Source organism: Streptomyces sp. NBC_00234 (assembly GCF_036195325.1).
Lineage (GTDB): Bacteria > Actinomycetota > Actinomycetes > Streptomycetales > Streptomycetaceae > Streptomyces.
This window is the reverse complement of sequence record NZ_CP108101.1, coordinates 7,195,453-7,220,477: the sequence shown is the minus strand read 5'-3', so window position 1 is coordinate 7,220,477 and position 25,025 is coordinate 7,195,453. Positions and strand designations below refer to the sequence as shown.

The 25,025-nt window shown below is 71.8% G+C and carries 15 protein-coding genes; 6 read left to right on the top strand and 9 right to left on the bottom strand.

What is annotated here, in order from left to right:
* Positions 1 to 66: 66 nt before the first annotated feature.
* Complete coding sequence (locus OG230_RS31600) at positions 67 to 2,856, bottom strand: helix-turn-helix transcriptional regulator (RefSeq protein WP_328907157.1); 2,790 nt, start codon at positions 2,854 to 2,856, stop codon at positions 67 to 69.
* Between the two features lie 447 nt (positions 2,857 to 3,303).
* Here OG230_RS31600 and OG230_RS31595 point away from each other — a divergent pair, with 447 nt between their 5' ends.
* From OG230_RS31595 to OG230_RS31575, 5 genes are all read left to right on the top strand, one after another.
* The gene (locus tag OG230_RS31595) at positions 3,304 to 4,275 is read left to right on the top strand and encodes a helix-turn-helix domain-containing protein (protein WP_328907156.1); all 972 of its coding nucleotides are present in this window, start codon (positions 3,304 to 3,306) and stop codon (positions 4,273 to 4,275) included.
* A gap of 99 nt (positions 4,276 to 4,374) precedes the next feature.
* Positions 4,375 to 5,094: a response regulator transcription factor gene (locus OG230_RS31590; protein ID WP_328911600.1), complete on the top strand. Its 720-nt coding sequence runs from the start codon at positions 4,375 to 4,377 to the stop codon at positions 5,092 to 5,094.
* Positions 5,087 to 7,018, top strand: coding sequence for a sensor histidine kinase (locus OG230_RS31585; protein WP_328907155.1), 1,932 nt, complete (start codon positions 5,087 to 5,089; stop codon positions 7,016 to 7,018). Before OG230_RS31590 ends, OG230_RS31585 begins: the two co-directional genes overlap by 8 nt.
* A 126-nt stretch (positions 7,019 to 7,144) precedes the next feature.
* Complete coding sequence (locus OG230_RS31580; protein ID WP_328907154.1) at positions 7,145 to 7,561, top strand: hypothetical protein; 417 nt, start codon at positions 7,145 to 7,147, stop codon at positions 7,559 to 7,561.
* 84 nt (positions 7,562 to 7,645) lie between these two features.
* Positions 7,646 to 8,302: a class F sortase gene (locus tag OG230_RS31575; protein WP_328907153.1), complete on the top strand. Its 657-nt coding sequence runs from the start codon at positions 7,646 to 7,648 to the stop codon at positions 8,300 to 8,302.
* Positions 8,303 to 8,368: 66 nt separating this feature from the next.
* On the opposite strand, the gene OG230_RS31570 is transcribed toward OG230_RS31575, so the two are convergent.
* A complete protein-coding gene (locus OG230_RS31570) occupies positions 8,369 to 10,063 on the bottom strand; it encodes an FAD-dependent monooxygenase (RefSeq protein ID WP_328907152.1) in 1,695 nt (564 codons plus the stop codon).
* Between the two features lie 245 nt (positions 10,064 to 10,308).
* Between OG230_RS31570 and OG230_RS31565 the strand changes: the two genes are divergently transcribed.
* Positions 10,309 to 10,986, top strand: a complete 678-nt coding sequence (locus OG230_RS31565) for an NUDIX domain-containing protein (RefSeq protein ID WP_328907151.1) — start codon at positions 10,309 to 10,311, stop codon at positions 10,984 to 10,986.
* A 78-nt stretch (positions 10,987 to 11,064) separates the two neighbouring features.
* On the opposite strand, the gene OG230_RS31560 is transcribed toward OG230_RS31565, so the two are convergent.
* From OG230_RS31560 to OG230_RS31530, 7 genes are all read right to left on the bottom strand, one after another.
* Entirely contained in the window at positions 11,065 to 12,084 is a 1,020-nt protein-coding gene (locus tag OG230_RS31560; protein ID WP_328907150.1) for a hypothetical protein, read from the bottom strand.
* A 226-nt stretch (positions 12,085 to 12,310) separates the two neighbouring features.
* Positions 12,311 to 16,132 (bottom strand): S8 family serine peptidase, encoded by a 3,822-nt coding sequence (locus tag OG230_RS31555; protein WP_328907149.1) that lies wholly within the window; start codon positions 16,130 to 16,132, stop codon positions 12,311 to 12,313.
* Between the two features lie 311 nt (positions 16,133 to 16,443).
* On the bottom strand, positions 16,444 to 17,721 hold the full coding sequence (locus tag OG230_RS31550) for a sugar ABC transporter permease (RefSeq protein ID WP_328907148.1): 1,278 nt from the start codon (positions 17,719 to 17,721) through the stop codon (positions 16,444 to 16,446).
* Positions 17,718 to 18,500, bottom strand: coding sequence for an ATP-binding cassette domain-containing protein (locus tag OG230_RS31545; RefSeq protein ID WP_328907147.1), 783 nt, complete (start codon positions 18,498 to 18,500; stop codon positions 17,718 to 17,720). The genes OG230_RS31550 and OG230_RS31545 overlap by 4 nt, the downstream gene beginning before the upstream one ends.
* A gap of 69 nt (positions 18,501 to 18,569) precedes the next feature.
* On the bottom strand, positions 18,570 to 19,661 hold the full coding sequence (locus tag OG230_RS31540) for a sugar ABC transporter substrate-binding protein (RefSeq protein WP_328907146.1): 1,092 nt from the start codon (positions 19,659 to 19,661) through the stop codon (positions 18,570 to 18,572).
* A 224-nt stretch (positions 19,662 to 19,885) separates the two neighbouring features.
* Positions 19,886 to 23,278: a CARDB domain-containing protein gene (locus tag OG230_RS31535; RefSeq protein WP_328907145.1), complete on the bottom strand. Its 3,393-nt coding sequence runs from the start codon at positions 23,276 to 23,278 to the stop codon at positions 19,886 to 19,888.
* Between the two features lie 51 nt (positions 23,279 to 23,329).
* The gene (locus OG230_RS31530; protein WP_328907144.1) at positions 23,330 to 24,934 is read right to left on the bottom strand and encodes a glycoside hydrolase family 13 protein; all 1,605 of its coding nucleotides are present in this window, start codon (positions 24,932 to 24,934) and stop codon (positions 23,330 to 23,332) included.
* Positions 24,935 to 25,025: the final 91 nt, after the last annotated feature.

The following is a 25,025-nucleotide window of genomic DNA, read 5'->3' as shown; positions in this document are numbered from 1 at the left end:
TCACGCTCCCCGCCCGCGCAGCCGCCCTCCGCCCGGTGAGAAATCGCCGACCGGCGGCTCACCCCGTCAGTGCAACGCCCTGGCCACGCCGGCCCGGCTGGTGACCCCCAGCTTCGGGTACATCCGGTAGAGGTGACTGCCCACGGTCCGCGGAGAGAGGTCCATGCGCCGCGCGATCTCCCGGTTGGTGAGGCCCTCGGCGACCAGGTCGGCGATCCGTGACTCCTGTGCCGTCAGAGCGTTCGGAGCGTGGTGCGCCGCCAGGGGTGCGCCGTCCGCCGCGCCCGCGACCCTCAGCTCGTCGGCTGCACGGTCGGCCCAAGGCTTCGCGCCGAGGGCGGTGAAGTGGGCCAGCGCCGACGCCAGTTGGCGGCGCGCCTCCGGCCTGCGGCCACGGCGCCGCAGCCATGCGCCGTGCCACAGCTGGACCCGGGCGAGGACGAAGGGCCGATGCTCCGCACCGGGCACGGCACAGGCGGCCCGGCAGGTCGCGTCCGTTTCGGCGTCAGGAGAGGCGAAGGCCGCGGCTGCGGCGAGCAGGAAGGCATGGTGCGGGGAGATCTCGTCGACGCCTGCTTCGCGGGCGGCGGCGACATGGCGGCGGGCCTCGTCCGTCCGGCCGGTCCGTGCGGCGGCCTCGACGAGATCGAGAAGGGCGAGCTGGAACTCGGGAGGGGCATCGGCCAGCACACCGGGCGGCGTCACCGCACACGCGTACGCGTAGGCGCTCTCGTTCTCTCCGCGGCCGAGTGCGCACATCGCCTGCATTCCGGAGATGCGCCGCAGGATGAACGCATGGTTCCTGGCCGCCGCCCATGGTCTCAACTCGGATACGAGCAGGTCGACTTCGTCCTGCAGACCGCGCGCCGCAAGGACGTAGCCCTCTTTGTAGCGATAGACGCGCTCGATGTAGGCGTAGCCGCGGGCACGGGCGGAGGCGGCGCCGAGCCGGCAGCGCTCGACGCAGCGGTCCCAGGACCCGCGCAGGTAGTCGTCGTAGGCCGATGCCCCGTCGAGGCTCATCGCTACGCAGTAGGACTGGCTCTCCGCGATCCGGTGCCACGCCTCGGTATGATCTCCGACCGCGTCGAGGGCCACGGCCGCCCAAGCCAACAGCCATGCATGCCTGGACTGTTGGGCCACGGTGAGTCCATCCATGATCCGGGCGAGTCGGGCGGCACCCCCACGCGCGTTGCGGACCGGGTCGTGCCACGCGTCGTGCGCGAGCCGCACGACGCCGTCGGCGTCGTCCAGCCAGGGGGCGAGCGCGTGCCACGCGGTCCGGTCCGACGTGATGCTCGCAGCCAGCATCAGCAGGATCAGGCCGTGCGTCCGCAGGAGGGTCTCGTCCGCCTCCGTGAGCGAGGCGAGGATGCGCGGCACGAGGTCGATGGCGGGGCCGAAATCGCCGTCCGCGTGGAACCGGACGAGCGCGCGGGCGAAGTCGAGGGCGTTGCGGCCGTATGCGGAGTCGCTGTGCCAGGTCGCCTCGTCGAGGAGGCGGGCGGCCTGCGCGAGCCGTCCGCCTCGTACGGCCGTGCATATGGCGGTGACGAGACGGCGTCCGCGCGCGTCGGGGTCAGTACTCAGGGAGGCGGCGCGGGCGTAGAGGTCGGCGGCTTCCGAGTCGCCGCCGCGGCTTTCCGCGGTACGGGCCGCCCCGTCCAGTGCCGCGGCGACGCTCTCGTCGGGAACGAACGTGGCGGCGGCCAGGTGGGTGACCTGCCGGACGTCACCGGCAGGCAGCACGTCCGCCCAGGCGCGGTGGGCCCTGCGGCGCTCGGTCACGCCGGCTCCGCGCACCAGACAGGAGCGGACGAGAGGATGCCGGAACCCGACCCGCGCGCCCCCCTCTTCGAGGTCGGCAAGGTGAACGAGGCCGCTCCGCTCGGCGAGGGACAGTTCGTGGTCGATCCCGTGGAACCCGGCAGCGAGGGCGGCGGTGGCGACGAGACGTGCTGACTGCCCGTCACGATCCATCAGTGCGCAGAGGAGCAGCACGAACCGCGTCGGAGCGGACAGGGCCGTGATCCGGTCCGCGAACATCCTCTCCAGACGCTCGCTCAGCGGCAGATGGTCCGGCAGGGGCAGCCCGCCCGTGCGATGACTCTCGTCCAGTTGCGCGGGCAGTTCGACCAGCGCGAGGGGATTGCCCGCGGCCTCCTGGAGAAACCGGGAACCCGCCTCACGGGTCAGCTCGGGGTGACATGAATGAAGCAGGGTCCGCGCGTCGTCGTCGCCCAGTGGATCGAGACAGATCACGCCCGCGCCGCCGGAGTCCACTGCGTCCAGTGCCTCTTCGCGGACGGCGGCGATCATGACGAGGGGCAGTGCGGACAGCCGGCGCCGGACGAACTGGAAGATCTCGGCGCTGGAGGCATCGACCCAGTGGAAGTCGTCGGCCAGGAGCACGAGGGGCCGGTCACGGGCGGCCTCGGCGAGCACCTGCAGGACCGCGGCGGCGACGGTGTACGGGGCGGCGGTGTCCTCGCCCTCGTCGCCCAGAACGCGTCCGATCACCGACCGGCCGGCCGGGGAGAGCACGGCAGCCTCGGCCTTCAGTGGCCAGAGCAGCTGATGCAGAGCGGCGAAGGCCAGGTCGCGCTCCGCCTCCGCGCCGGTGACGCGGAGCACGCGGGCACCGCGGCGCGCCGCGAGCCCGGCGACCTGGTCGAGGAACACCGTCTTCCCGATGCCCGGCTCCCCGGACAGGAAGAGTGCCTGCCCCTTCTCCCCCACGGACTCCAGTGCGTCACGGACGGCTTGCCACTGTTCTCCACGCCCGACACGTTCGGCCCGCAGGACGGAGGACTGCCTCCCGGAATCCGCCCGTACCCCTACGCCTGTCTCCGGCATCGTTACCCCCTCCTCGCCGCCCAGGCATCGCGAGACCGGCCAGGGACGACCCGCGCCATGCTGGCCGACCTGCGGAGGCGTCAGGAGTCGGGCAGGAATCCGCTGCACGGAACGGCAAACACCCAGCAGATCGGGACAATCCCTCTGCACAGGGAGGCAAACCGAGAACCGGCCTGGGCAAACGCACCGCGACGCACGGGAGGCGCGGCACCGAAGGCGCCGGTCCGGCCACACCCGGCGGCGCACGGCGCCGGACCGGACCCACCGCACGGCTGCCCGTGCGGACGAAGGGGGCCGCCGGAGGCCAACCCGCCCTGGCTGCTTTCCCGTACGCGCAGAACACTTGTCCCACTCCGCACAACTCGCCCCGAAAGGACCGAGGAGAAGCACAAGCGGCTCCCACGTCTCTAACCTGGCTTTCGTCGACCGCACGCCGAGGAGGAACCGTTGACCACTACCTGGGCCACCGCGGCTCTACCTGTCGGCGATCGTGCGGAGGCGCTGCGGCAGACGATCCGTGAGCAGGTCGTTCCGGTCCATCTGGAGCTGCCGAGACACCCGGAGCAGGTGTTCGCGGACGTGACGATCACCGCGCTCGGCTCTCTGCAGGTGAGCTCGGTCCGGGCCAATCCGGCGACCGTGCGCCGCACACCGCGGCTGGTGAAGGAGGACGGAGAGCCGGTCCTCTTCATCAGCCTGCAGGTCTCGGGACACAGCACCGTGGTCCAGGACGACCGGCATGCCGTCCTGCGCCCCGGCGACATCGCCTTCTACGACACCCGGCGCCCCTACACGCTGCTGTTCGAACAGGGTGTGGACATGCACTTCTTCCGGATACCGGTCGCCGAGACGGCGCTTCCCGAGGAGTCGCTGCGCGCGGTGACGGCCCGTACCCTCGGCGGCGACGGCAGCATCGCAGGACTCGCCGCCGGATACCTCGCGCGCCTCGCGGAGAACCCGGGGCTCCACGGGAGCCCCGCCGCGCAGCTCCTGGCGTCTCCGACGCTGGAGCTGATCCGTGCGGTCGTGGCCGGCGAGTCGGGCCGCGGTGACCTCGCCGCGGGCGCCCTGCACGACTCCCTCGGCCTGCGGCTCGTAGAGTACCTGCGCGCCCACCTCGGCGACCGGGACCTGTCCCCGGCCTCCGTGGCCCGGGCCCATCACATCTCGGTACGCCATCTGTACGCCGTGCTCGCGCGCAGCGGCATCGTCTTCGGTGCGTGGGTGCGCGCGCAACGGCTCGACGCCTGCCGCCGGGAACTCTCCCGGGTCCCGCCGAGCAGCGACACGATCACGACGATCGCTCACCGCTGGGGATTCGCCTCCACGGCCCACTTCAGCCGGGCTTTCAAGAGCGCGTACGGGGTGTCCCCCCGGGTCTGGCGGGAGGCGCGGCGGCTCGGGTCGGCCGACGGCTGACAGCCGGTCCGCCGAACGGCCCCGGGCGGCACGGAGAGCCCCCGCCCGGACAGGCGCCCGAACGGTCGCTCTACGATCGGCCGTGTGTGCGCAAACGTCATGGTCGCCGAAGACGACGAGAAGCAGGCCGAACTCGTCCGCCGATACCTCGAACGGGAAGGGCATGCCGTACGGGTGGTGGGTGACGGCCTGGCCGCCCTCGACGAAGTACGCCGCCGGGAGCCGGACCTGCTCGTTCTCGATGTCATGATGCCGCGGGCCGACGGGCTGGACGTGGTCCGGGTGCTGAGGGCCGAGTGCCGCGAGGTGCCCGTACTGATGCTGACGGCCCGGTCCACCGAGGACGATCTGCTGCTAGGGCTCGACCTCGGCGCCGACGACTACATGACCAAGCCGTACAGTCCGCGCGAGCTGATGGCACGGGTCCGCACACTGCTGCGGCGATCCCGTCAGCCGGGAGCCGCGGGAGCGGTGGCGGACCCGGTGCTGCGGGTGGGGTCGCTCGCGCTGGATCCCGAACGGCACGAGGTGTCGGTCGGGGGCGAGCCGGTGGAGTGCACGCCGGGTGAGTTCCGGATGCTGGCCGCGATGGCCGCCCGGCCCGACCAGGTCTTCACCCGGCAGCGGCTGCTGGAGGAGCTCCACGGTTTCGACCGCTACATCGGCACCCGTACGGTCGATGTGCACGTCATGAACCTCCGCAAGAAGATCGAGCCCGCACCTCGTCGTCCGGTGCGGCTCCTGACGGTGTTCGGCGTCGGCTACAAGCTGACCGATCCCGGGCCGGCCGGTACGGCGAAGCCGGACCACCGTGCCTGACGGACGGACCGTTCCGCCGCGGCCCCGGCTGCCGCTCCGCAAGAGCCTGTTCGGGCGGCTGCTCGCCGTGTCGGCGCTCGTGGCGGCCTGTTCGGTGGCGGCGACCGCCTGGCTCGCCGTCCAGACCACCTCGGGGGCGATCAGGCAGGAGCAGGGGCGGAACCTCACCGCCGATGCCCGGATCTACGACACGCTGCTCGGCTACGCCGCCCGTAACTCCACCTGGGACGGCGTCGGCCCGACCGTACGGGACCTGGCACGGCAGTCCGGGCGCAGAGTCGCCCTGACCACGCAGGACCGCCGGCCGCTCGCCGATTCCGCCCTCCCCGCTTCCGCGCCGCCCCTTCCGCCGCAGGCGTCCGCCGTCGTCGATCCGCTGTCCGTGGACACGGTCCTGGCCTCCGAGTCCGCCGACCGGCCCGGTGCGGCCGGGGACCGGGTCGATCCGCGCGCGGTGGGGCCGTTCCGGTTGTCGGCGGCCGAGCGGGAGAGGCTGCGGCAGGCGGCGGACCGCACCGTGGAGTGCCTGAGCCGGGCCGGGATCGCCTCGGACGTGGTCGTCGAACCGAGCGGGCGGTCCCGTATCCAGGTGGTGGGGAACGATCCCGAGCGGGCGCAGGGCACCAGGTGCGAGACCGAGGCGCTGAACGAGCCGACCGGCACCGAGACGAAGGCCCTCGGCGCGCTCAACCGGCTGGCCGACGCCTGTCTCGAACGCCAGGGCCGCAGCACCGTGCGTCTGAACCAGGACCTCTCCTGGGGACCGCAGGCCACGCCGACACCGGTGCCGAGCCCCGTGGCCGAGGTCGCGCCCTCGGCCGAGCCGACCGTGATGAGCAGTGAGGGCGACCGCGCCATCGCCTCCTGTGTCGGAACGGCCCGCCGCGAGCAGCTCGGTTCCTATGTCGCCTCCCCCGCGCTGCTGTTCATCGGCGAGGAGGGCGGGACCACCGTCCCCGGCTTCGACCTCTCCCCTGCGAACACCGCGAAGATCGCCGGTGTCGCGGCTCTGGTGCTGGCCCTCACCGTGGGCGCCTCGGTACTCGCGGGCGCCCGGCTGGTGCGGCCTCTGCGGGCGCTGACGGGTGCCGCGCAACGTATGCGGGACGGGGAGGCGTCGGCCTCCGTACCGGTCACCGCGGACAACGAGATCGGGCGCCTGGCCGCCGCGTTCAACGACATGTCCGAGCACCGGGCGCGTCTGGAGGAGCAGCGCAAGGCGATGGTGAGCGATGTCGCGCACGAGCTGCGGACGCCGCTGAGCAATATCCGGGGCTGGCTGGAGGCCGCGCAGGACGGGCTGGCCGATCCCGATCCGGCGTTCGTCTCCTCGCTGCTGGAGGAGGCGGTGCAGCTGCAGCACATCATCGACGACCTCCAGGATCTGGCCGCGGCCGACGCGGGGGCGCTGCGGCTGCATCCCGAACGGGTGCGGATCGAGGACCTGTTGAACCAGGTGGCCGGTGCACACCAGGCCCGGGCCGAGGCGGCGGGGGTGGGCCTGACGGTGCACACCGACGGCGTACGCGGACCGGTGCTGCGGGCCGACCCGGTCCGGCTCCGGCAGGCGGTGGGGAACCTGGTCTCCAACGCGGTACGCCACACCCCGGCGGGCGGGAGCGTCACCTTGCGTGCGTACGGCTCCGGGGGCGGATCGGGGGCGGGTTCGGACGCCGGTTCCCCGACGCACGTGGTGGTCGAGGTGGCGGACACGGGCAGTGGCATTCCCGCCGCGGACCTCCCGCACGTCTTCGACCGCTTCTGGCGCGCCGAGAAGTCCCGCAGCCGCCGTACGGGAGGCAGCGGCCTCGGTCTCGCCATCGTCCGGAAGCTCGTGGAGGCACACGGGGGCACGGTCGGCGCGACGAGTACCGAAGGGGAGGGTTCGGCGTTCGTCCTGCGGCTCCCCGCGGACGCGCCCTGATAGGACGACCACAGCATCCTGACAGCTTCTTCATACCTTCGGGACAGCCTGGCGGCATGCCCCCGGGCCCGGTGCGAACCGGCATCCGGGCCCGCCACGGGGCCGAGTTGGAATGGAGCCATCCGTATGACCGCTCGTCTCACCCTGCGTACCGCCGTCCTCGCCGCCGTCGCGGCCGGTGCGGTGCTCGTCCCGTCCGCCGCGGCCTTCGCCGATGCCTCACCCCGCCCCTCCGCTCCCGCACCCGCACCCGCGGTCGAGAGCACGCGCTCGCCGGAGCCGACGAAGGCCGCCGCCGAGGCCGCGCAGCCCACGGTCGCCCCGCGCGGCGGCGTGGCGGCGGGTGACCGTCCCGCGACGGCCACGCCCGAGGAGCGGCCGTCCGTCCAGCCCCGCGGCGGCGTCGCCGCCGGCGAACGGCCGGGCAGCACGAGCGGCGACGACACCACCGCTCTCGTGGGGTCCGCCGCCGGAGCCCTCCTGCTCGCGGTCGCGGGCACCTTCGTCGTACGTCGGCGCTCGGCGGCCCACCGCAACGGCTGACCTGCCGGCCTGACCGTGGCGTCGTCCTTCACCGGACGGCGCCACGGTCCGTCGTCGTCGCCCGCCCCTCCGACTGGAGCTCTCGTGCCCCGTACATCCCCGCGCTTCCGGCGCGTTGCCGGACCGCTGCCCGCCCTCGCTGTCTGCGTCGCCCTGGCCGGCTGCTCGTTCGCCTCGCCCGAACAGGCCGCACCCACACCGTCCGCCACGGAATCCGCCGCCCGGCCGTCGCCTCAGGAGCCGCACGAGCCGACGGAACCCACGGAGACGGCCGGGCGGGCGAAGCCACCCTCGACCGCCACGGCACCCGCCGAGCTCTCCATCCCCTCCGTCGGCGTGAGCAGTTCCCTGATGCGGCTGGGGCTCAACGCCGACGGCACCGTGGAGGTACCGCCGGCCGAGCAGGGCATGACGGCGGGCTGGTACACCGGCGGAGCAGTACCGGGCGCGCCCGGAGCGGCGGTCCTGATCGGCCACAACGACACCCGTTTCGGCAAGGCCGTCTTCCACGATCTCCAGGACATCCGCAAGGGCGCGGTGGTCGTCGTCCGCGACACCGGCGGCAAGGCGGTGCGCTTCACGGTCACCGGCACCGAAACGGTCAGCAAGAAGGCGTTCCCCACCGAAAGGGTCTACGGAGCCACCGGCCGGCCGACCTTGCGGGTCATCACCTGCGACGGTGCGTTCGATGCCGAGGGGCACCCGGTGGACAACCTCATCGTGTACGCCGAACTGCGCTGAACGCGGTGGCCGTTCGGGGCTCCCGCGTTCCGCTGCGGGCACCTCGGCCCCGGCCGAGCATGGCGGTCAGCCGGGTGCGGACAAGCCTGCGAAGTACGCGGACAGGGCCGCCGCCGTGCCGGCGAGCGGGAAGCGGGCGCCGAGCTGTCCGTCCGGGCGGACGACGAAACCGGTCCCGCCGTCGGGGTGGTAGATCCGGGCGAACTCGCCCGAGGCGTCGCGGTATCGGGGGACGGCCGACCCGTCGGGGCGGGCCGGTCCGGCTTCGCGCCCGAGGACGGCGACGGTCGGCAGGCCGGCCCCGGGGTCCGTAGCGTCCGAGGCGCCCGGGCCGTCGCCGGGCACCAGCCGCACCCCGGCCGCCGATGCGACGGCCGGGGCCAGGTCGGTGGCGTCCGCCGCGTACAGGATCAGCACATGCCGCGTGCGGTCGCGCAGGACGTCGAGCAGGCGCAGCGGGTAGGTGGCGACGGGGGTGGTCAGGCCGGCGCAGTCCGGGGCCCGGTCGCCGGGCTGGGGCGCGTCGGCCGGCCCGTACGGGGTGCCCGCGAGCGGTCCGTCCCGGTAGCCGACGAGCAGTTGGGCCTCGCGGAGCATGAGGGTCCGCGGGTCGTCGGAGTCGGCACCGATGCCGTGCGTGGCATGCCGGACGGTCCGGCCGACGACCTCCTCGCCGACGGGGCGGCGTTCGGCGTCGTAGCTGGCGAGCAGGGCCGGTCCCGCCTCCCCCTTGATGACGAGGGCGAGTTTCCAGGCCAGGTTGCAGGCGTCCTGGATGCCGGTGTTCATGCCCTGGGCGCCGGTGGGCGGATGGATGTGGGCGGCGTCGCCCGCGACGAAGACGCGGCCGTCGCCGTAGCGGTCGACGATCCGGTGGCTGATGCGGAAGACGGAGGACCAGCGCATGCGGGAGAGGGCGGCCGGCCTGGGCGCCAGGCGGTCGACGACGGCCTGGATGTGGGACAACTCCGGGGCGCGGCCGTGCTCCAGGCCGTGCGCGACGTCGTTGCCCGGCGTGGACGCCCCGTCCTTCGCTTCGGTGGAGAGTTCGGCGGGGACCAGCATCGACATGCGGTAGCGCCCCGCGCCGGGCAGCGGGATGCAGACCAGCAGATCGTCGGTGGAGCCGTCGTCGGCGCGGTGGCTGGACCGTACGCCGTAGCCGGGCGGGAGGTCCCAGTCGGCCTCGACGTCGGCCAGCATGTACTCCTCGGGAAAGGCTCCGCCCTCGAAGCCGAGACCCAGCCCTTTGCGGACGATGCTGTGCGCGCCGTCGCAGCCGATCAGATAACGGGCACGGACCTCCTCCTCGGCGCCGGAGGCGGAGCGCAGCCGGGCGGTGACCCCGTCCGCGTCCTGGGTGAACGAGAGCAGCTCGGTGCCGCGTTCGATGACCGTGCCCAGGCCCGCGACGTACTCCTCCAGGAGGCGCTCGGTCTCGTACTGCGGCAGCGCGGCGAATCCGTACGGCACCTCGGGCGGCAGCTGGAGGTCGATCCGCGCCTGTTCCTGACCGTTGACGTAGATCAGCTGGCCGCGCATCGGAACGGCGGCTTCCAGGACGGTACGGGCCAGGCCCATGCGGTCCCAGATCTCCAGGGTGCGCGGTTGGATGCCGACCGCCTTGGCGTACGGGAGGCGAGCCGGCAGCCGGTCGACGAGACGGCAGCGCACCGCGTGCCTGCGGAGTTCCGCGGCTGCGCTCAGTCCGACCGGGCCTGCGCCCGCGATCAGTACGTCGGTTGTTCGGGTGTGCGCCACGGGTGCCTCCCAAGTGCCTCTCCCGGACCGGTCCCGTCCTCCATCGTCGCCCGGCGAGGCACGGTCGGCGAGCCGGGACCGGCCGCCCCCCGCCCCGGCCTCTTTCGAGGACACCCCTGAACACTCTCACATGGAAATGTGCAAACTAACATTCTCATGTTAGAAATGAGCGATCCGACCCTTCCACCGCGAGGAGTGCCCATCGTGACCCCTGTCCCCCACCCCCTGACGCCCCGGGCCTCCCGATGACCGCCGGCCTGGACACCCCCGACCGGCGTGGACGCACCGGACTGGACCGGCACGGCCGGGACCTGACCGGCAACCCGCGGGTCCGCGTCGAGGACGTGGAGGTGCTCTCCTGCGACTGGTACGTGCTGCGCAGGACGACCTTCGACTACCAGCACAGCGACGGCCACTGGAGCCGGGAGCAGCGCGAGACCTACGACCGCGGCGACGGCGCGACGGTCCTGCTGTACAACACCGACCGGCGCACCGTGCTGCTGACCCGTCAGTTCCGTCTGCCCGCCTACGTCAACGGGCATCCCGACGGGATGCTGATCGAGACCGCTGCCGGACTCCTGGACGGCGAGGCCCCCGAGGCGGCCATCCGCAGGGAGGCCGCCGAGGAGACCGGACACGTCATCGGGGTCCCCGAGCCCGTCTTCGAGGTCTACATGAGCCCGGGATCCGTCACCGAACGCCTGCACTTCTTCGCTGCTCCCTACGAACCGACGGCTTCCGCGGCCGACGGCCACGGGATCGCCGCCGAGGGCGAGGACATCGCGACCGTGGAACTCGGCTTCGGCGAGGCGCTCGCCAGGATCCGCAGCGGGGAGATCGCGGACGCCAAGACGATCATGCTGCTCCAGTGGGCGGCACTGGACGGACCGTTCCGGGAGCCCACCCGTCCCACCGGTGCCTGACGCCTGCCCCCAGGGCCGCGGGTTCGGCCGCACCGCGCAGCGTCGCGGCCACCTCCGGGGCGAGCGGGAAGAGGGGCGTCAGTCCTCCCGCTCCTCCTCCAGCCACCCCCACCGGGTTGCCTGCCAGGCCAGTTGGGCCCTGCTCTGCACCCCGGCCCGCAGCATCAGCCGGGTCACCCTGCGCTGCACCGTACGGACGCTGGCACCCGTCTGACGCGCGATCGCCGCGTCCGTGAGACCGCCGAAGAGCAGGGTGAGGAGTTCGGCGTCCTCACGGGGCAGCGGCTCCCCGGCGCCGTCGTGGTGCGGGGCCGCGGAGAGCGGGACGCTCCGCGACCAGATCAGCTCGAACAGCGTCACCAGACCGTCGAGCAGGTCGCTCCGGCCGATCATCATCCACTCGCCGGGGCAGTGCGGCCCCACCGGCACGAGAGCGGCGCTCCGGTCGGCGATGAGGATCTTCATGGGCAGTCCGTCCGCAACCCGGATCCGCTCCCCGGCGCTCCGGTACGCCGTGATGGTGCGCAGCGCACCGGGCCGGTCGAGGGCGGAACGGTCGTACACCGAACGGCACTCGACCTTCCGTCCGAGCAGGTCGAGGACCTCCGCGGTGCGGTCCGTGCCCCGTACGAAGGGGGCCTTGGACAGCACCATCATCTCCCGCTCGACGCCGGCCTCCAGTTCGGCCTGGCGGCGGGCGAGCGCCTCGGAGGTCTTGAGGAGCTCGACGGGACCACCGCGCCCCGACATGCCGGAGGCGGCGTCGTGGTGCTCGGCCACCAGGGACACCAGCGTTCTGCGGGCGTCCGACAGTTCGCGCTCCCTGCGCCGGATCAGGGCCTCGACGCCGATCTGTGGTGCCACGGCGATCCAGCGGCTCCGGTCGCCCCCCGACGTGGTGAGCAGTCCGCGCGCCACCAGCGACTCCGCCAGCCGGTCGGCCTCCTCGACGGCGAGCCCGGTGGCTTCGGCGACCGCGTCCACCGAGGAGGGCCCCAGACGCAGCAGGCGGCGGTAGACGCGTTCCTCCTCCGGCCCCACTCCGAGGGCGAACAGAGGACCGGGGACGCCGTCCTGTCGAGCCGCTTCGAGGGTCACGTCTGCTCCTTCGAAGCTGTGGGCCGGGCGCGCCGGACACAGCCCCGTAGATCCATGGGCCTGCCCGGCCGGACGCGCGGTCCGGGGGGGCAGGCACCGTCCGGTCGGGCAGGCGGACGCTAGGAGGGAGCTGTTACTGACTCATTACCCACACTCCGCCGGCGGCACGGACGGAGGAAGGGTCCGCCGGAACGCTCCGGCGGACCCCCTGGGGGATGGTGCCGCGTCAGCGCAGGGCGTAGGCCCGGGTGATGGTCTGGAGGCTGCGGTTGCCCGCCGCGTCCCAGATCTCGGCCCTGACGCTCACGAAGCCGTTGCCTTCCGAGCGTCCGGGATTCACCAGCATCGCGCGGAAGGAGCGGTCATCGGTGCGGTCGACGCGGACGGAGCGCCAGGTGGCACCGTCGTCGGAGCTGATCCACACCTTGGCACCGGCCATCCGGGTCCCGCCCTCGAAGCCCGTCGCGCGCAGTCCCTGGACGGTGAACGCGTACGCCGTGCCCGCACGGGCCTGATTGTGCAGGTCGACCGGCATCGTGTAGTGCGGGACGACGACCGGCAGCGCCTCGCAGGCGGTGATACCGGCGGCGAGGGCGGAGCAGCCGTCGACGGTCATCGCCTTCGGTGCGGCGGAGTTGAAGGTCCATTCGGTACGGACCTTGCCGCCGAGCACCGTGCCGGGCGTGTTCGCCGGGCGTTCGTCGTCGCTGATCAGACGGTAGACGGCGGGCTCGGGCACGAACAGCTGGGTGCTGTCCTCGATGCGCTCGCCGTTGCGGTAGGCCGACCAACTGCGGCTGATGCCACCGGTCATGAAGTGACCGGCGTCGGAGTCGCCGCCCGTCGCCGGGCTGAAGACCGTCCCGAGATCGGTCCGGCAGAAGGCGCACGGGCCGAAGTGCCCGCCCGCCGGGTGCATGGCGGGCGCGAACCAGGTCTCGTCGACCGTCGTGCCGGGCCGGTACGACTTCGCGGGCCCGTACATGACCGCTGATCCGGGGGCGTAGATGAGGCGCTGGTACTGGATCGTGTCGTCGGTGAGCAGATGGTCGTCGCGGGTGCGCCCCTGGACAACGGGCTCGGTCGCTGCGGCATTGGCGACGGGATACGTCCCGGACGAGAGGACCGCGCTCACTCTCCTGCGGTCCTCGACGTCGGAGTGATAGGCGGACTTGACCCTGGTGAAGTCCTCTCTCCCTGCTTTGATCCGCAGGCCCTTCGGGATGCCCTCGTAGTAACGGGCGCCTCGGTAGGTGTAGCGGGAGTCCTGGACCGTGGTGAGGGAGATCGTGGTGCGGCCCTCGGCCACGGCCGTCGCCAGCCTGCGGCCCTCGTCGTAGTCCGTGGTGAAGTACGGGACGGTGACGTCGGGGGTGTACCGCAACTGCGGGGAGTCGTCGGCGGGGACGAGGACGATCGCGGCGGCGCCCGCGGCGGCCAGACTCTTCACCGCGGCGAGAGCTCCGGTGAACCGGGTGAAGTGGAGCAGGGCCGCCTTGCCCCTGACATCGGTCTTCGCCAGGTCCTCGGCGGTGCCGCCGCCCGCGTCCACGACGTCGAAGGAGCGGGTGCCGTCGGCGTATCCGGCTTGCAGGGAGGACGTCTTGGCGGTGATCGCGAAGCTGTCGGGGCGGGTGACCCTGGCACGGATCAGCGGCTCGCGCGAGGCGACGGAGAACTGGGCGTACTGCTTGCCCACCGTGGTGCTTCCGGTGGTGGGGATGGCACCCCAGCGCATGTCCATCCAGTGGGTGGTGTTGGCCATCAGCTGGGTCACGGAGACCCTGGCGGCGGAGGTCCGGGTCGTACTGAACGACATGGAGGACCGCTCCAGCGGGCGGTCCTCGTCGACCGGGTCGATCGCGACGTCCTCGGCCTTCGTGCCGTCGATGGTGATGCTCCGGTCACCCTCGCGGATGTCGGTCTCCTGGATGGCGAAGACGTCCGTGGCGTAGCCCGTCATGGCGTTCCCGGACGGGACGCGCCGTGTGACGACCTGGCCCTGGAAGGAGTACCGGCCCGCGGGGAGGCTGAGCTCCCCGCCGCCCGCGCCGACGGACGCGTCGACGAGTGCGCCGGTGTCCAGGTTCAGGCCGAAGAGGCCGGCGCCGGCGGGATTGCCGAAGCGGTCCGTGACGGTGAGGTTGATGCGGTGCTGCGGAGGCTGCTTGACGAGGCCGACGACGGTGTGGGCGGTGACGCCGTTGTCCGCGGTGGCCGTGATCGTGCCGCCGTACTGCCCGTCGGCGACGGCTGTCGCGTCGAGGGTGGCGGTGACGTCGGTGGTGCCGTGGGCCGGGATGGTGGCCGAGGCCGCGGAGAGCGTGACGGCGCCGGCGGGCAGGCCGCCGCTGAGCGCCATGTCCAGCTTCACGGTGAGGGCGGCGTCACCGGTGTTGCTCAGGGTGACGGTCCGGGTCTGCTTCTCGTACGTTCCGGACTCCTGGTACATGACGTAGCCGAAGTCGGCGCGCCCGGCGATCTCCAGTGCCGGGTCGAGGGCCGCCGCGACGTCGACGCGGCCGTTTCCCTGCTGGTAGACGGTCTGACCGGCGTTGACCTTCGAGGTGGCGGTCAGGGCGCTCTTGATGCGCTCGCCGCTCCAGTCGGGGTGGCGCTGGGCGAGGATGGCGGCGGCGCCCGCGACGTGCGGGGTGGCCATCGATGTGCCGTTCAGGGCCGTGTAGTTGGCGTCGACCGGGGTGCCGATGGACGTACCCGCCGCGCGGGCGGCGACGATGTTCACGCCCGGTGCGGTGATGTCGGGCTTGATCGCGAAGTCGCCGGGGCGTGGGCCGCGGCTGGAGAAGGCCGCGAGGCCCTCGGACTTGTCGACGGCACCGACGGTGAGCGCCGAGTCGGCGGTTCCGGGCGTGCCTATGCTCCGGCCTCCCGGTCCGGAGTTGCCGGCGGCGATCACGAACAGCGTGCCCGTGGCGGCGCTGAGCCGGTCCACGGCCTCCGTCATCGGGTCGCTCGCCGAGGCCGTGGAACCGCCCAGACTCATGCTGACGACATCGGCACCCATGGCGGCTGCCCATTCCATGCCCGCGAGGATCCACGAACTCTGTCCCTGCCCGGCGTTGTTGAGCACCTTGCCGACCAGGAGGTCCGCGGACGGCGCCACGCCCTTGTACGCGCCACCGGAGTTGGCGCCGCTCCCCGCGATGGTCGAGGCGACATGGGTGCCGTGCCCCTGGCCGTCCTGCACGTCCTGGTCGGGGACGAAGCTCTGCTGTGCGGCGATGCGGTCCTTGACGTCCGCGTTGGTGAGGTCGACGCCGGTGTCCAGCACGGCGACCTTCACGCCCTTGCCGTCGTACCCCTTCGCCCACGCCTGTGGTGCGCCGATCTGCGGCACGCTCTTGTCGAGGACGGCCTCGACCTTGGCGTCGTACCAGAGGCGGCTGACGCCCGAGGTTCCCGGCGCGGTGACGGGCCTGCCCCGGCGCGGGGACTTCGAGACCGGTCTGACGGACCGCCAGAAGCGCCCGGCCTGCTCCTTGGTGACACGCTGGCCCGCCATGTCGGAGCGCTTGAGCACGGCACCGGTGGTGGCCGAGGGCAGGGCGTCGGCGCGCCGGCTCAGCGTCGCGTCGGAGGGGCCGTCCGCGTAGCCGACGATCACCGGGAGGCTCTTCGCCCTCCCGTCGGCGTACCCGTCCTCGACCAGCCGCGTGACATTGAACAGTTCGCGGTCCACGGCCTGCGTGGCGATGCCGTCGGCGGCGTCGGAGGGAATGACGTAGAGGTCTCCGTCGGCGTCGTTGATCACCTGGAACGTACGCGGCGCGCCGCCGGGTGCGGGCACGACGGCCGCCTGCGGCTTCCCGTCGGGTCCGGGAACGAGGGTGACCGTGTCGCCGGTGACGAGCGTGACCGTGACGGGCGCGGACGAGGCGGCCCCGGTCGGTACGAAGCCGGTGGCGCCCGTCGCCGCCCGGGCGCCCGGGGCACCGGTGACCCCGGGCAGTGCGGCGGTGGCGGCGAGCACGACGGAGACGGCTGCGAGCCGTCTCCTCGTACGTCTGGGCTGGAATGGGGGCACGTGGCTCTCCTGGTTCGCGGGGGATCGGACCGCCGTCCCTGCCGGGCGATGCCCACGGACGAGGTCACCCGACGCGGCGGCGGCGTCGCGGAACGCTACTGGCGGGCGCGGTGGCAGCTGAAGGGAATCGGCTGGCGTATGAGTGCCGCTGTCGCGATGGCGACAGCGGCGTCCCCCTCGTGCCGGCCTCCGCCTACCGGGCCGGGCACAGCAAACGGGCCCGGTCCGCCTCGACAGGCGGACCGGGCCCCTTCGTCACGTTGAGCGCGTTCCTTCCGTGTGCCGGGAGGGCACACGGACCGCGCGGAGGATCAGGCCCGGCCGGCGGCCTTCTGACTCCTGCGGGACAGCGAGTCGACGACCACGGCGGCCAGCAGGACCGCACCGGTGATCATGAACTGGATGGCGTTGCTGACGCCCATGATGTTCATGCCGGACTGGATGGATCCGATCACCAGGGCACCGAGCAGCGCGGACCAGACCGAGCCGCGCCCGCCGAACAGGCTCGTGCCGCCGATGACGGCCGCGGCGATGACGTTCATCAGCAGGTTGCCGCCGCCCGAGGTCTGGCTCGCGGACTGGATCTGGCCGGCCAGGAAGAGGCCGCCGACCGCGGCCATGGTGCCGGCGATCGAGAACACGGACATCCGGATCAACGGCACGCTGATACCGGCACGGCGCGCACCCTCGATGTTGCCGCCGACCGCGAAGATCTGCCGGCCGTACGTGGTGCGGCGCAGTATGAAGTCCACGACCACGAGCAGGATCAGGAAGATCAGCAGCGCCAGCGGAAGGCCCTGGTACTGGTTGAGGATGTAGGCGGTGGTGAAGGCGATGGCCGCGAGGACGATGGTGCGCAGCGCGATCTCCGCGATCGGCCGGAACGGCACCCCGGCGGCACGACGGCGCGCGGCGTCCAGGAGTGAAGACGCCAGGAACAGCCCGACCCCGGCAGCCGCGGTCATGTAACTGGCGGCCGGGCTCCCGAAGATGGTCGAGTAGAGCTTGGCGACGATGCTCTCGCTCGGGATGTTGACCGTGCCGCTGGCGCCCAGGATCTGCAGCATCAGACCGTTCCAGGCGAGGTTGCCCGCCAGGGTCACCACGAAGGCGGGCACACCGACCCGTGCGAAGAAGAAGCCCTGGATGAGGCCGACCGCTGCCCCGCCCCCGATGGCGAGCAGCAGCGCCAGCCATTCGTTCATCCCGTTCAGGACGTTGAGCACCGCGAAGATGGCGGCACAGAGGCCGCTGACGGAGCCGACGGAGAGGTCGATCTCGCCGAGCAGCAGGACGAAGACGATACCGACGGCGATCATGCCGGTGCCGACGATCTGCTGGCTGAGGTCGGAGAGGTTCTGCGCCGAGAGGAACGTGCTGTTCAGGCTGCCGAACACGGTCCAGATGATGATCACGGCGAGGACGACGGGAATCGAACCGAGTTCACCGCTGCGCAGCTTGCGCCGGAACTCCCCGAGGTATCCCTTGATGCCCTCCTCGCGGACGAGCAGCCGGGTGTCCACGGCGGGCATGGCATCGCGTGCCGGTCCCTGCCCGCCGGAATCGTCGGGGCCCCTTTCGCGCCTCATCGCTCTTCCTCCCCCCGCTTGCGGGTCTGGCGGCGGGTGACGGCGCTGTCGGTGGCACCGGTGATGGCGGAGATGATCTCCTCGGTGGTGGTGCTCCGTCTGTCGAAGAACCCGTTGTTCCGGCCGAGGCGCATGACGGCGATCCGGTCGGCCACCGCCATCACGTCCACCATGTTGTGGCTGATCAGGATCGTTCCGAGTCCGCGTTCGCGGAGCCGCTCGACCAGGTCGAGGACTTCGGCGGTCTGCTCCACGCCCAGGGCGGCGGTGGGTTCGTCCAGGATGACGACCTTCGGCTCACCGATCAGCGAGCGGGCGATCGCCACCGTCTGGCGCTGACCGCCGGAGAGGGAGGCGACGGGGATACGGACGCTGGGAATACGGATGGACAGCGTGTCGAGCAGTTCGCGCGAGCGCTTGTCCATCCGCACCTCGTCGAGCACACCGAGCCGGGTGATCTCGCGGCCGAGGAAGAGATTCCCGACCACGTCGAGGTTGTCGCACAGCGCCAGGTCCTGGTAGACGGTGGCGATGCCGAGGTTCTGCGCGTCGTGGGGCCGGCTGATGGTGACCCGTCGGCCCTCCCATTCGATGACGCCCTCGTCCGGCGGGTTCACGCCGGCGATCGCCTTGACCGCCGTGGACTTGCCTGCGCCGTTGTCGCCGACGAGGGCGACGACCTCGCCGGGATGCACGTCCAGGTCGAAGCCCGAGAGCGCCTGGACCGCGCCGAACCGTTTGGAGATCCCCCGCAGTGTGAGCACAGGTGCTTCCGGCAACGGAACCGCCTCCTCCGCGCGCCCGCCCGAACGGGCCGCCTCGCCCCCGAGGCCATGGGCTGTCCGCGACTACTGGAGACCGGCCTTCTCACAGGCGTCGGAGTAGGTGGGAGTACAGATCTCCTCGATCGAGTACAGCCCGTCCTTGACGACCGTCTCGTTGATGTTGTCCTTGTCGACCACGACCGGTGTCAGCAGCTTGGCCGGCACCTTCTCACCGCTTCCGCTGGTGACGGTGTCGGGCGTCTGGGAAGCAGGGATCTCCTTGCCCTGGGCCAGGTCGACCGCCATCGTGGCGGCGGCGTCGGCCTCCGGCTTGTACGGCTTCTCGACCGTGATGGTCTGGGTGCCGAGGAGGATCCGCTGGATCGCGTCGAGCTGGGCGTCCTGCCCCGTCAGCGGCACGTTGATGCCGGCCGCCTTGAGGGCGGTGGCGATGCCTGCGGCCAGGCCGTCGTTGGCCGAGTAGACGCCGACGATGTTGTCCTTGCCCAGTGCGCTGATGGCACCGGACATCTGCTGGTTGGCGTTGTTCGGGTCCCAGTTCGGAGTGTCGTACTCCTTGCCGATCTTCACCTTGCCGTCGAGGACGGAGTGCGCGCCCGCCTTGAACTCGGCGGCGTTCGGGTCGGTCGGCGACCCGTTGTGCATCACGATCTCGCCGTCCTGGGCCTTGTCGCCCAGCGCGTCGAGCAGGGCCTTGCCCTGCAGTTCGCCGACCTTCTTGTTGTCGTACGAGACGTAGGCGTCGACGGGGCCCTGCGCGAGGCGGTCGTACGCGACGACCTTCACACCCGCGTCACGTGCCTTCTGCACGGAGGACTGGATCGACTTGGCGTCCACGGCATCCAGGATGAGCACCTGGTCGCCCTTGGCCAGGGCGGTGTTGACCTGCTGCTGCTGCGTGGTGGCGCTCTCGGCCGCGTTGTAGTAATCGATCTGGGCGCCGGGCGCCAGCTCCTTGATCTTGTCCTCGATGTACGGCCGGTCGAACTTCTCGTACCGCGTGGTCTTGCTCTCCGGCAGCAACAGCCCGATCTTCACCTCGTCCTGTGCCGCGGGATTCCCGGCCGGTGCAGCCGCTCCTGTGGTCGCTACCGCGCCCAGGGAGAGTGCTGCCGCTCCGGCCAGGGCTATCGCGCCCCGCAATGTACGGGTCATGGAAGGCTCCTTTCGCGCGACGCCTCCCCAGTCACCTGGATGACGCGGCAACGAGGACGCGCATTTGGCCTACATAACGACATTAGCGGCAACCCCGGCACCGGCAAGCGGGTGACGCCCGCCCCCACCCCAGGGTGACGGGTGGGTCACGGTGCGGTACGACGAGAGGTGCCCACGCCCGGCGTACTGCTGCCGGGCATGGGCGCCGTGGGCCTCCTGGTCGGTCAGGGAGCGGAGCCGGGCGAACCGTTCACGACGAACTGGGAGCCGGGTTCGACGAGGACGTCACCCTCGGCCGAGCCGGTGATCGTCACGTTCGTCAGCGTGGCGCTGCCGCGCGCCCCGCCCTGGGCGAGGATGCCGGAGCCGTTGACGGATCCGTCGATCCGGACGTCCTTGACCTGGACGCCGGGCATCGCGCCACCGCCCCCCTTGAACTGGATGCCGTCGTAGGTCGAGTCGTGGATGTCGGTGTCCCGGATCGTGACGCCGGGGATGTCCTGCGCCGCCGCGAAGATCGTGACGGCCCCGAACTCCTGGTCCTCGCCCCAGAAGGCACCGCCGGTGCGGTACAGCGCGTTGTTGGCGATGAGCGTCTGCCCCGAGAACGGCAGCGGGTCGTGGTCGGTCGCCAGCATGATGCCCGGATAGTTCATGGTGTCGGAGATGATGTTGTTCTCGATGGTGTTGCCGTAACCGCCGTAGATCGCGATGCCGTTGGCACGCCAGGGCAACTGGATGGTGTTGTTGCGGAAGTGGTTGTCGTGGCCGATGTCGACGGAGGTGTCCTTGACGTAGCGGCTGGACCAGACGGCCAGCGCGTCGTCGCCCGTGTTGCGGAAGGACGAGTCGAAGACGGTCGAGTTGCGGGTGCCGTTGGCGAAGTTGATGCCGTCGGCGTAGGTGTTGCGGATGCGCATGCCGCTGAACTCCAGGCCGTCGCCGGGGCCCCACAGCTCGGGGATGTTGGAGTGGTCGCGCCCGGCCCAGACCCCGACGTTGGCGTGCTCGATCCAGACGTTGCTGATCCTGGTGCCCTTGCCGAACCGCCCGTTGAGGCCCACTCCGCCCTCGGCGTTGCCGTCTCCGCCCCGGATGGTGCCGGAACCGAAGATGGCGATGTCGGAGATCTGCGTGTTGTGGTCGATGTCGAAGCCGAAGTTGCCCTCGTGCGGATGGTTGATGCCTCCGGCCTGGTGCGGCGGGGTGAGCGTGTACAGCTGGGAGTGCCACATGCCCGCACCCCGGATCGTCACGTCACGGATGCCCACCTGGTTGAACTCGCCCCGGTTGAGGGGATCGTCCGTGAGGATCTTCTGCTCCTGCCGCCACTGGCCCACGGGAATCCACACACAGCCGATCTCGCCCTTCTGGTCCGCCGTCACGGCGCGCTGGATGGCGTCGGTGTCGTCGATGCCGTCGTTGGGCACGGCCCCGTAGGAGGTGATCGAGGTGCACCCGGCCGGCTGGGACGTGGGCGGGGCCACCTGCTCCAGGTCGATGAGGTCCACGATGTAGAAGGACGCCGTGTCGCCGGCGTCGCGCTGGAGCCGGAACTTCGTGCCCGGGGGGTACGTCTGGGAGAGCAGGGCGTGGGACTCGTCGAAGAGCCGGCGGGCGTCCGCCTGGGGCTGGTTCGTCAGCCCCTCGGGGCTGTCGGTGTCGCCGTACAGCCAGCTGTGCTTGGAGGACAGCGTCAGCTTCCGGCTGAAGGTGTCGTTGACGTAGAGGCTGATCGTCGCCTCGGCACCGCCGCCGCCCGGGGCGTCGGGGACGGAGTTGCGGACGACGAGGGAGTTGGCGGCGTTGGTGGAGGTGATCTCCACGAACTGGCCCGCGGTGTCGAGCCGCACGGACCGGCGGCCGGAGGATTCGGTGGCGAAGTTGGTGTGACCGAAGGTGCGCTTGCGGTCCGCGGTCAGCAGGCTCCCCTGGTACCGGCCGTCCTCCGCCTCGTACTCGGTGTACGGCACGGCGGCGCCGCGTCCGACGACGACGGAGCGTGCGTACACGTTGTTGTTCTCGTCGGTCTCGGCGACGGTGCCGGTCGCGTCGGCGGTGGCGGTGAGCGTGGCGCCGCCGCTCGTGGCCGTCCAGCTGCCGGTGATCGGCACGGTGACCGTCTGTCCTGCGGCGATCGCGCCCGCGGTGCCGTTCAGTGTGGTGCTTCCGGCGGTGAGCCGGGTGACCGTTCCGGCGGGGACCCCGGTGGTTCCGCTGTTGTGCACCGCCACGGTGAAGGTGACGGCGGCACCGACGGTCGGGTTGGCCGGCTGCGTGGTGAGGGAGCGGACCTCCAGGTCGGGTCCGGGGCTCCGGCCGACGACCAGCCGTGTGGCGGCGGTACGGCTGTTGTTGGTGTCGTCCTGCTCGACGACGGTGTTGTTCGGGTCGACGACGGCCGACACGGTGTACGAACCCATCGCGCGCCGGCCGACATCGACCGGAACCGTCGCCGAGGCTCCTGCGGCGAGCGCGCCCACGGCGGCGCTGCCGGCCACCGTGCCTTCGACACTCACCGCGACCGTGGTGGCGGCCGAGGCCGCCGTGCCTGCGTTGCGGACGGTGGCCCGGACCGTGACGTCGTCCTTCTCGGACGGTTCGGCGGGGGTCCAGGTCAGATCGGTCGGGGTCAGATCGGGGTTGGGTGCGGCGGTGCCGACGACCTGGAGCTCGGCGACCTGGGCGCCGGGTGCGCCGGTGTTGGAGGAGAAGGCGAGCCGGAGATCCGCGACACGGCCCGAGACGGGGATCGTGACGGTGTTCCGGTTCCCCGAGGGGCTGAAGGAGTAGTCGGCCCGGTCCTTCAGGGAGGTGTAGGCGGAGTCCGACTGCGCACGTCCGAGGACCTGGATCGCCTGGGTCCGCGGTCCCCACGCGGCATCGGGGTTCAGCTTGACGACGACCGCCTCGACATCCGCGTCCGCGCCGAGCTTCACGGTCAGGGTCGCGGGGGTACCGGCCGACTCCCAGTAGGTGGTGACGCTGTCGTCGTTGGCGTTCGAGGCGACGTACGTCTGGGTCGTCGAGGACGCCTCGATCGGCTTGTTGCGCGCGAGGTTGGTCCCGTCGGCGGGCGGGGTCCCCGGATCACCGCCGCCGGTTCCGTAGATCTCCACCTCGGAGAGCTGCGCGGCGTTCCAGCCGGTGTTGGCGGTCAGCTGGACGCGTACGTACCGGACGTCGGCGCTCGGGAAGTCGAGGACGACGGTGTTGGCGGAGGAGGGGCTGAAGCCGCGGGAGGCGGAGGCGGCCAGCGGCGTGAAGGTGCTTCCGTCGGTGCTGCCCTGGACGCCGAGGGTCTGGCTGCGGGCCTCCCAGGTGGTGGGGAGTTTCAGGGTCACCCGGTTGACGCCGGTGCGGGCGCCCAGGTCGACCTGTAACCACTGCGGGAAGGCGTCGACGGGGCCTTCCCAGTACGACTGCTGGCTTCCGTCGGTGACGTTGCCCGCGGGGTAGCTGGCGTGGGACGCGCTCGCGGTCGCCGGTCTGCCCAGCGCGAGGTTGGGCCCGGGTTCGGCGGCGGCGTGCGCCGTGACCGGAAGGAGCCCGACGGCGAGCAGGCAGGCCATGACCAGGCCCGTCAGCAGCCGTCTGCCGGTTGGTTTCCGTCTCATGGTGTCCTCGTTTCCATGGGGGGCGGGTGGGGGGTGTGACCGTGCCGCCGGTCAGGCGCGAAGCCAGACCGCCGTGTCCCGGGGCAGTCGCCCGTCCGTGCCGAGCGGACCGCTCCCGAGGAGGAGGGTGCGGTGCCCGGGTAGTTCGACGGGCTGCGGGGAGAGGTTGACCACGCAGATCAGTCCTTCGGCCCGGGTGAACGCCAGCACGCCGTCCCCGGCGGGCAGCCAGTGGAGCGGCCCGTCACCGAAGCCGGGTTCGGAGCGGCGCAGCCGCAGGGCCTCGCGGTAGAGCGCGAGCATGGACGAGGGGTCGAGGCGCTGGCGGTCGGCCGCGTAGTGCGTCCAGCCCTCGGGCTGCGGCAGCCACGGGTCGGCGCCGGCGCCGAATCCCGCGTGCGGGGCGTCGGCGGTCCAGGGCAGCGGTACGCGGCAGCCGTCGCGTCCGGGGTCGGTACCGCCGGAGCGGAAGTACATCGGGTCCTGGATGCGGTCGAGGGGTATCTCGGCCTCGGGCAGGCCGAGTTCCTCGCCCTGGTACACGTACACCGAGCCGGGCAGGGCGAGGGTGAGCAGGGCGGCGGCGCGGGCGCGCCGGGTGCCGAGCGCCAGGTCCGTGGGGGTCCCGAAGGTCTTCGTGGCGAAGTCGAAGCCGGTGTCCTCGCGGCCGTACCGGGTGACGGTCCGGGTGACGTCGTGGTTGCACAGCACCCAGGTCGCGGGTGCGCCGACCGGGGCGTGCTCGGCCAGGGTGTCGTCGATGGCCCGGCGCAGCCGGTCCGGGTCCCAGGGGCAGGCGAGGAAGGTGAAGTTGAAGGCGGTGTGCAGTTCGTCGGGGCGGAGGTAGCGGGCGAAGCGCTCGGAGTCCGGCAGCCAGACCTCGCCGACGAAGACCGCCCGGTACGCGTCGGCGATGGCGCGCCAGGAGCGGTAGATGTCGTGGAGTTCGTCCTGGTCGATGTACGGGTGGGGGTCGACGCCCTCCACGAAGTCGGCGAGTGCCGGGTCCTTGGCGAGCAGCGCGGCCGAGTCGATCCGTACGCCGGCCACTCCGCGCTCGAACCAGAAGCGCAGCACGTCCTCGTGTTCCCGGCGGACCGCCGGGTGGGCCCAGTTGAGGTCGGGCTGCTCGGGGGCGAAGAGATGGAGGTACCACTCCCCGTCGCCGACCCGGGTCCAGGTCCGCCCGGAGAACTGGGAGGGCCAGTTGTTGGGCGGGAGTTCGCCGTTCTCGCCCCGGCCGGGACGGAAGTGGAAGAGCTCCCGCTCCGGGCTGCCGGGTCCGGCGGCGAGCGCGGCCCGGAACCAGGCGTGCTGGTCGGAGACGTGGTTGGGGACGATGTCGACGATCACCCGGATGCCGTGCCCGCGGGCTTCGGCGATGAGTTTCTCCGCCTCGGCGAGCGTCCCGAAGGCGGGGTCGATGGTGCGGTAGTCGGCCACGTCGTAGCCGCCGTCGACGAGGGGCGAGAGGTACCAGGGGGTGAACCAGAGTGCGTCGACGCCCAGTTCGGCGAGGTGGGGCAGTCTCGCCCGGACGCCCGCGAGGTCCCCGGTGCCGTCTCCGTCGCCGTCGGCGAAGCTGCGTGGGTAGACCTGGTAGATGACGGCGCTGCGCCACCAGTCGTCGGTGCGATGCGAGTACGGGGCTGCCACGTGACGGTCCTTTCGGGCAGGGCTGGACCCCGCCGCCGGCCCCGACAGCGGGGCGTCGAGGAGGTGGGACCGGCGGCGGAGGCTGGGTGGG

Excerpts from the sequence above, each read along its gene's own strand:
- OG230_RS31550 (WP_328907148.1), bottom strand. The coding sequence starts at position 17,721 with ATGAGGCGCGAAAGGGGCCCCGACGATTCCGGCGGGCAGGGACCGGCA.
- OG230_RS31580 (WP_328907154.1), top strand. The coding sequence starts at position 7,145 with ATGACCGCTCGTCTCACCCTGCGTACCGCCGTCCTCGCCGCCGTCGCG.
- OG230_RS31600 (WP_328907157.1), bottom strand. The coding sequence starts at position 2,856 with ATGCCGGAGACAGGCGTAGGGGTACGGGCGGATTCCGGGAGGCAGTCC.
- OG230_RS31540 (WP_328907146.1), bottom strand. The coding sequence starts at position 19,661 with ATGACCCGTACATTGCGGGGCGCGATAGCCCTGGCCGGAGCGGCAGCA.
- OG230_RS31565 (WP_328907151.1), top strand. The coding sequence starts at position 10,309 with ATGACCGCCGGCCTGGACACCCCCGACCGGCGTGGACGCACCGGACTG.
- OG230_RS31590 (WP_328911600.1), top strand. The coding sequence starts at position 4,375 with ATGGTCGCCGAAGACGACGAGAAGCAGGCCGAACTCGTCCGCCGATAC.
- OG230_RS31535 (WP_328907145.1), bottom strand. The coding sequence starts at position 23,278 with ATGAGACGGAAACCAACCGGCAGACGGCTGCTGACGGGCCTGGTCATG.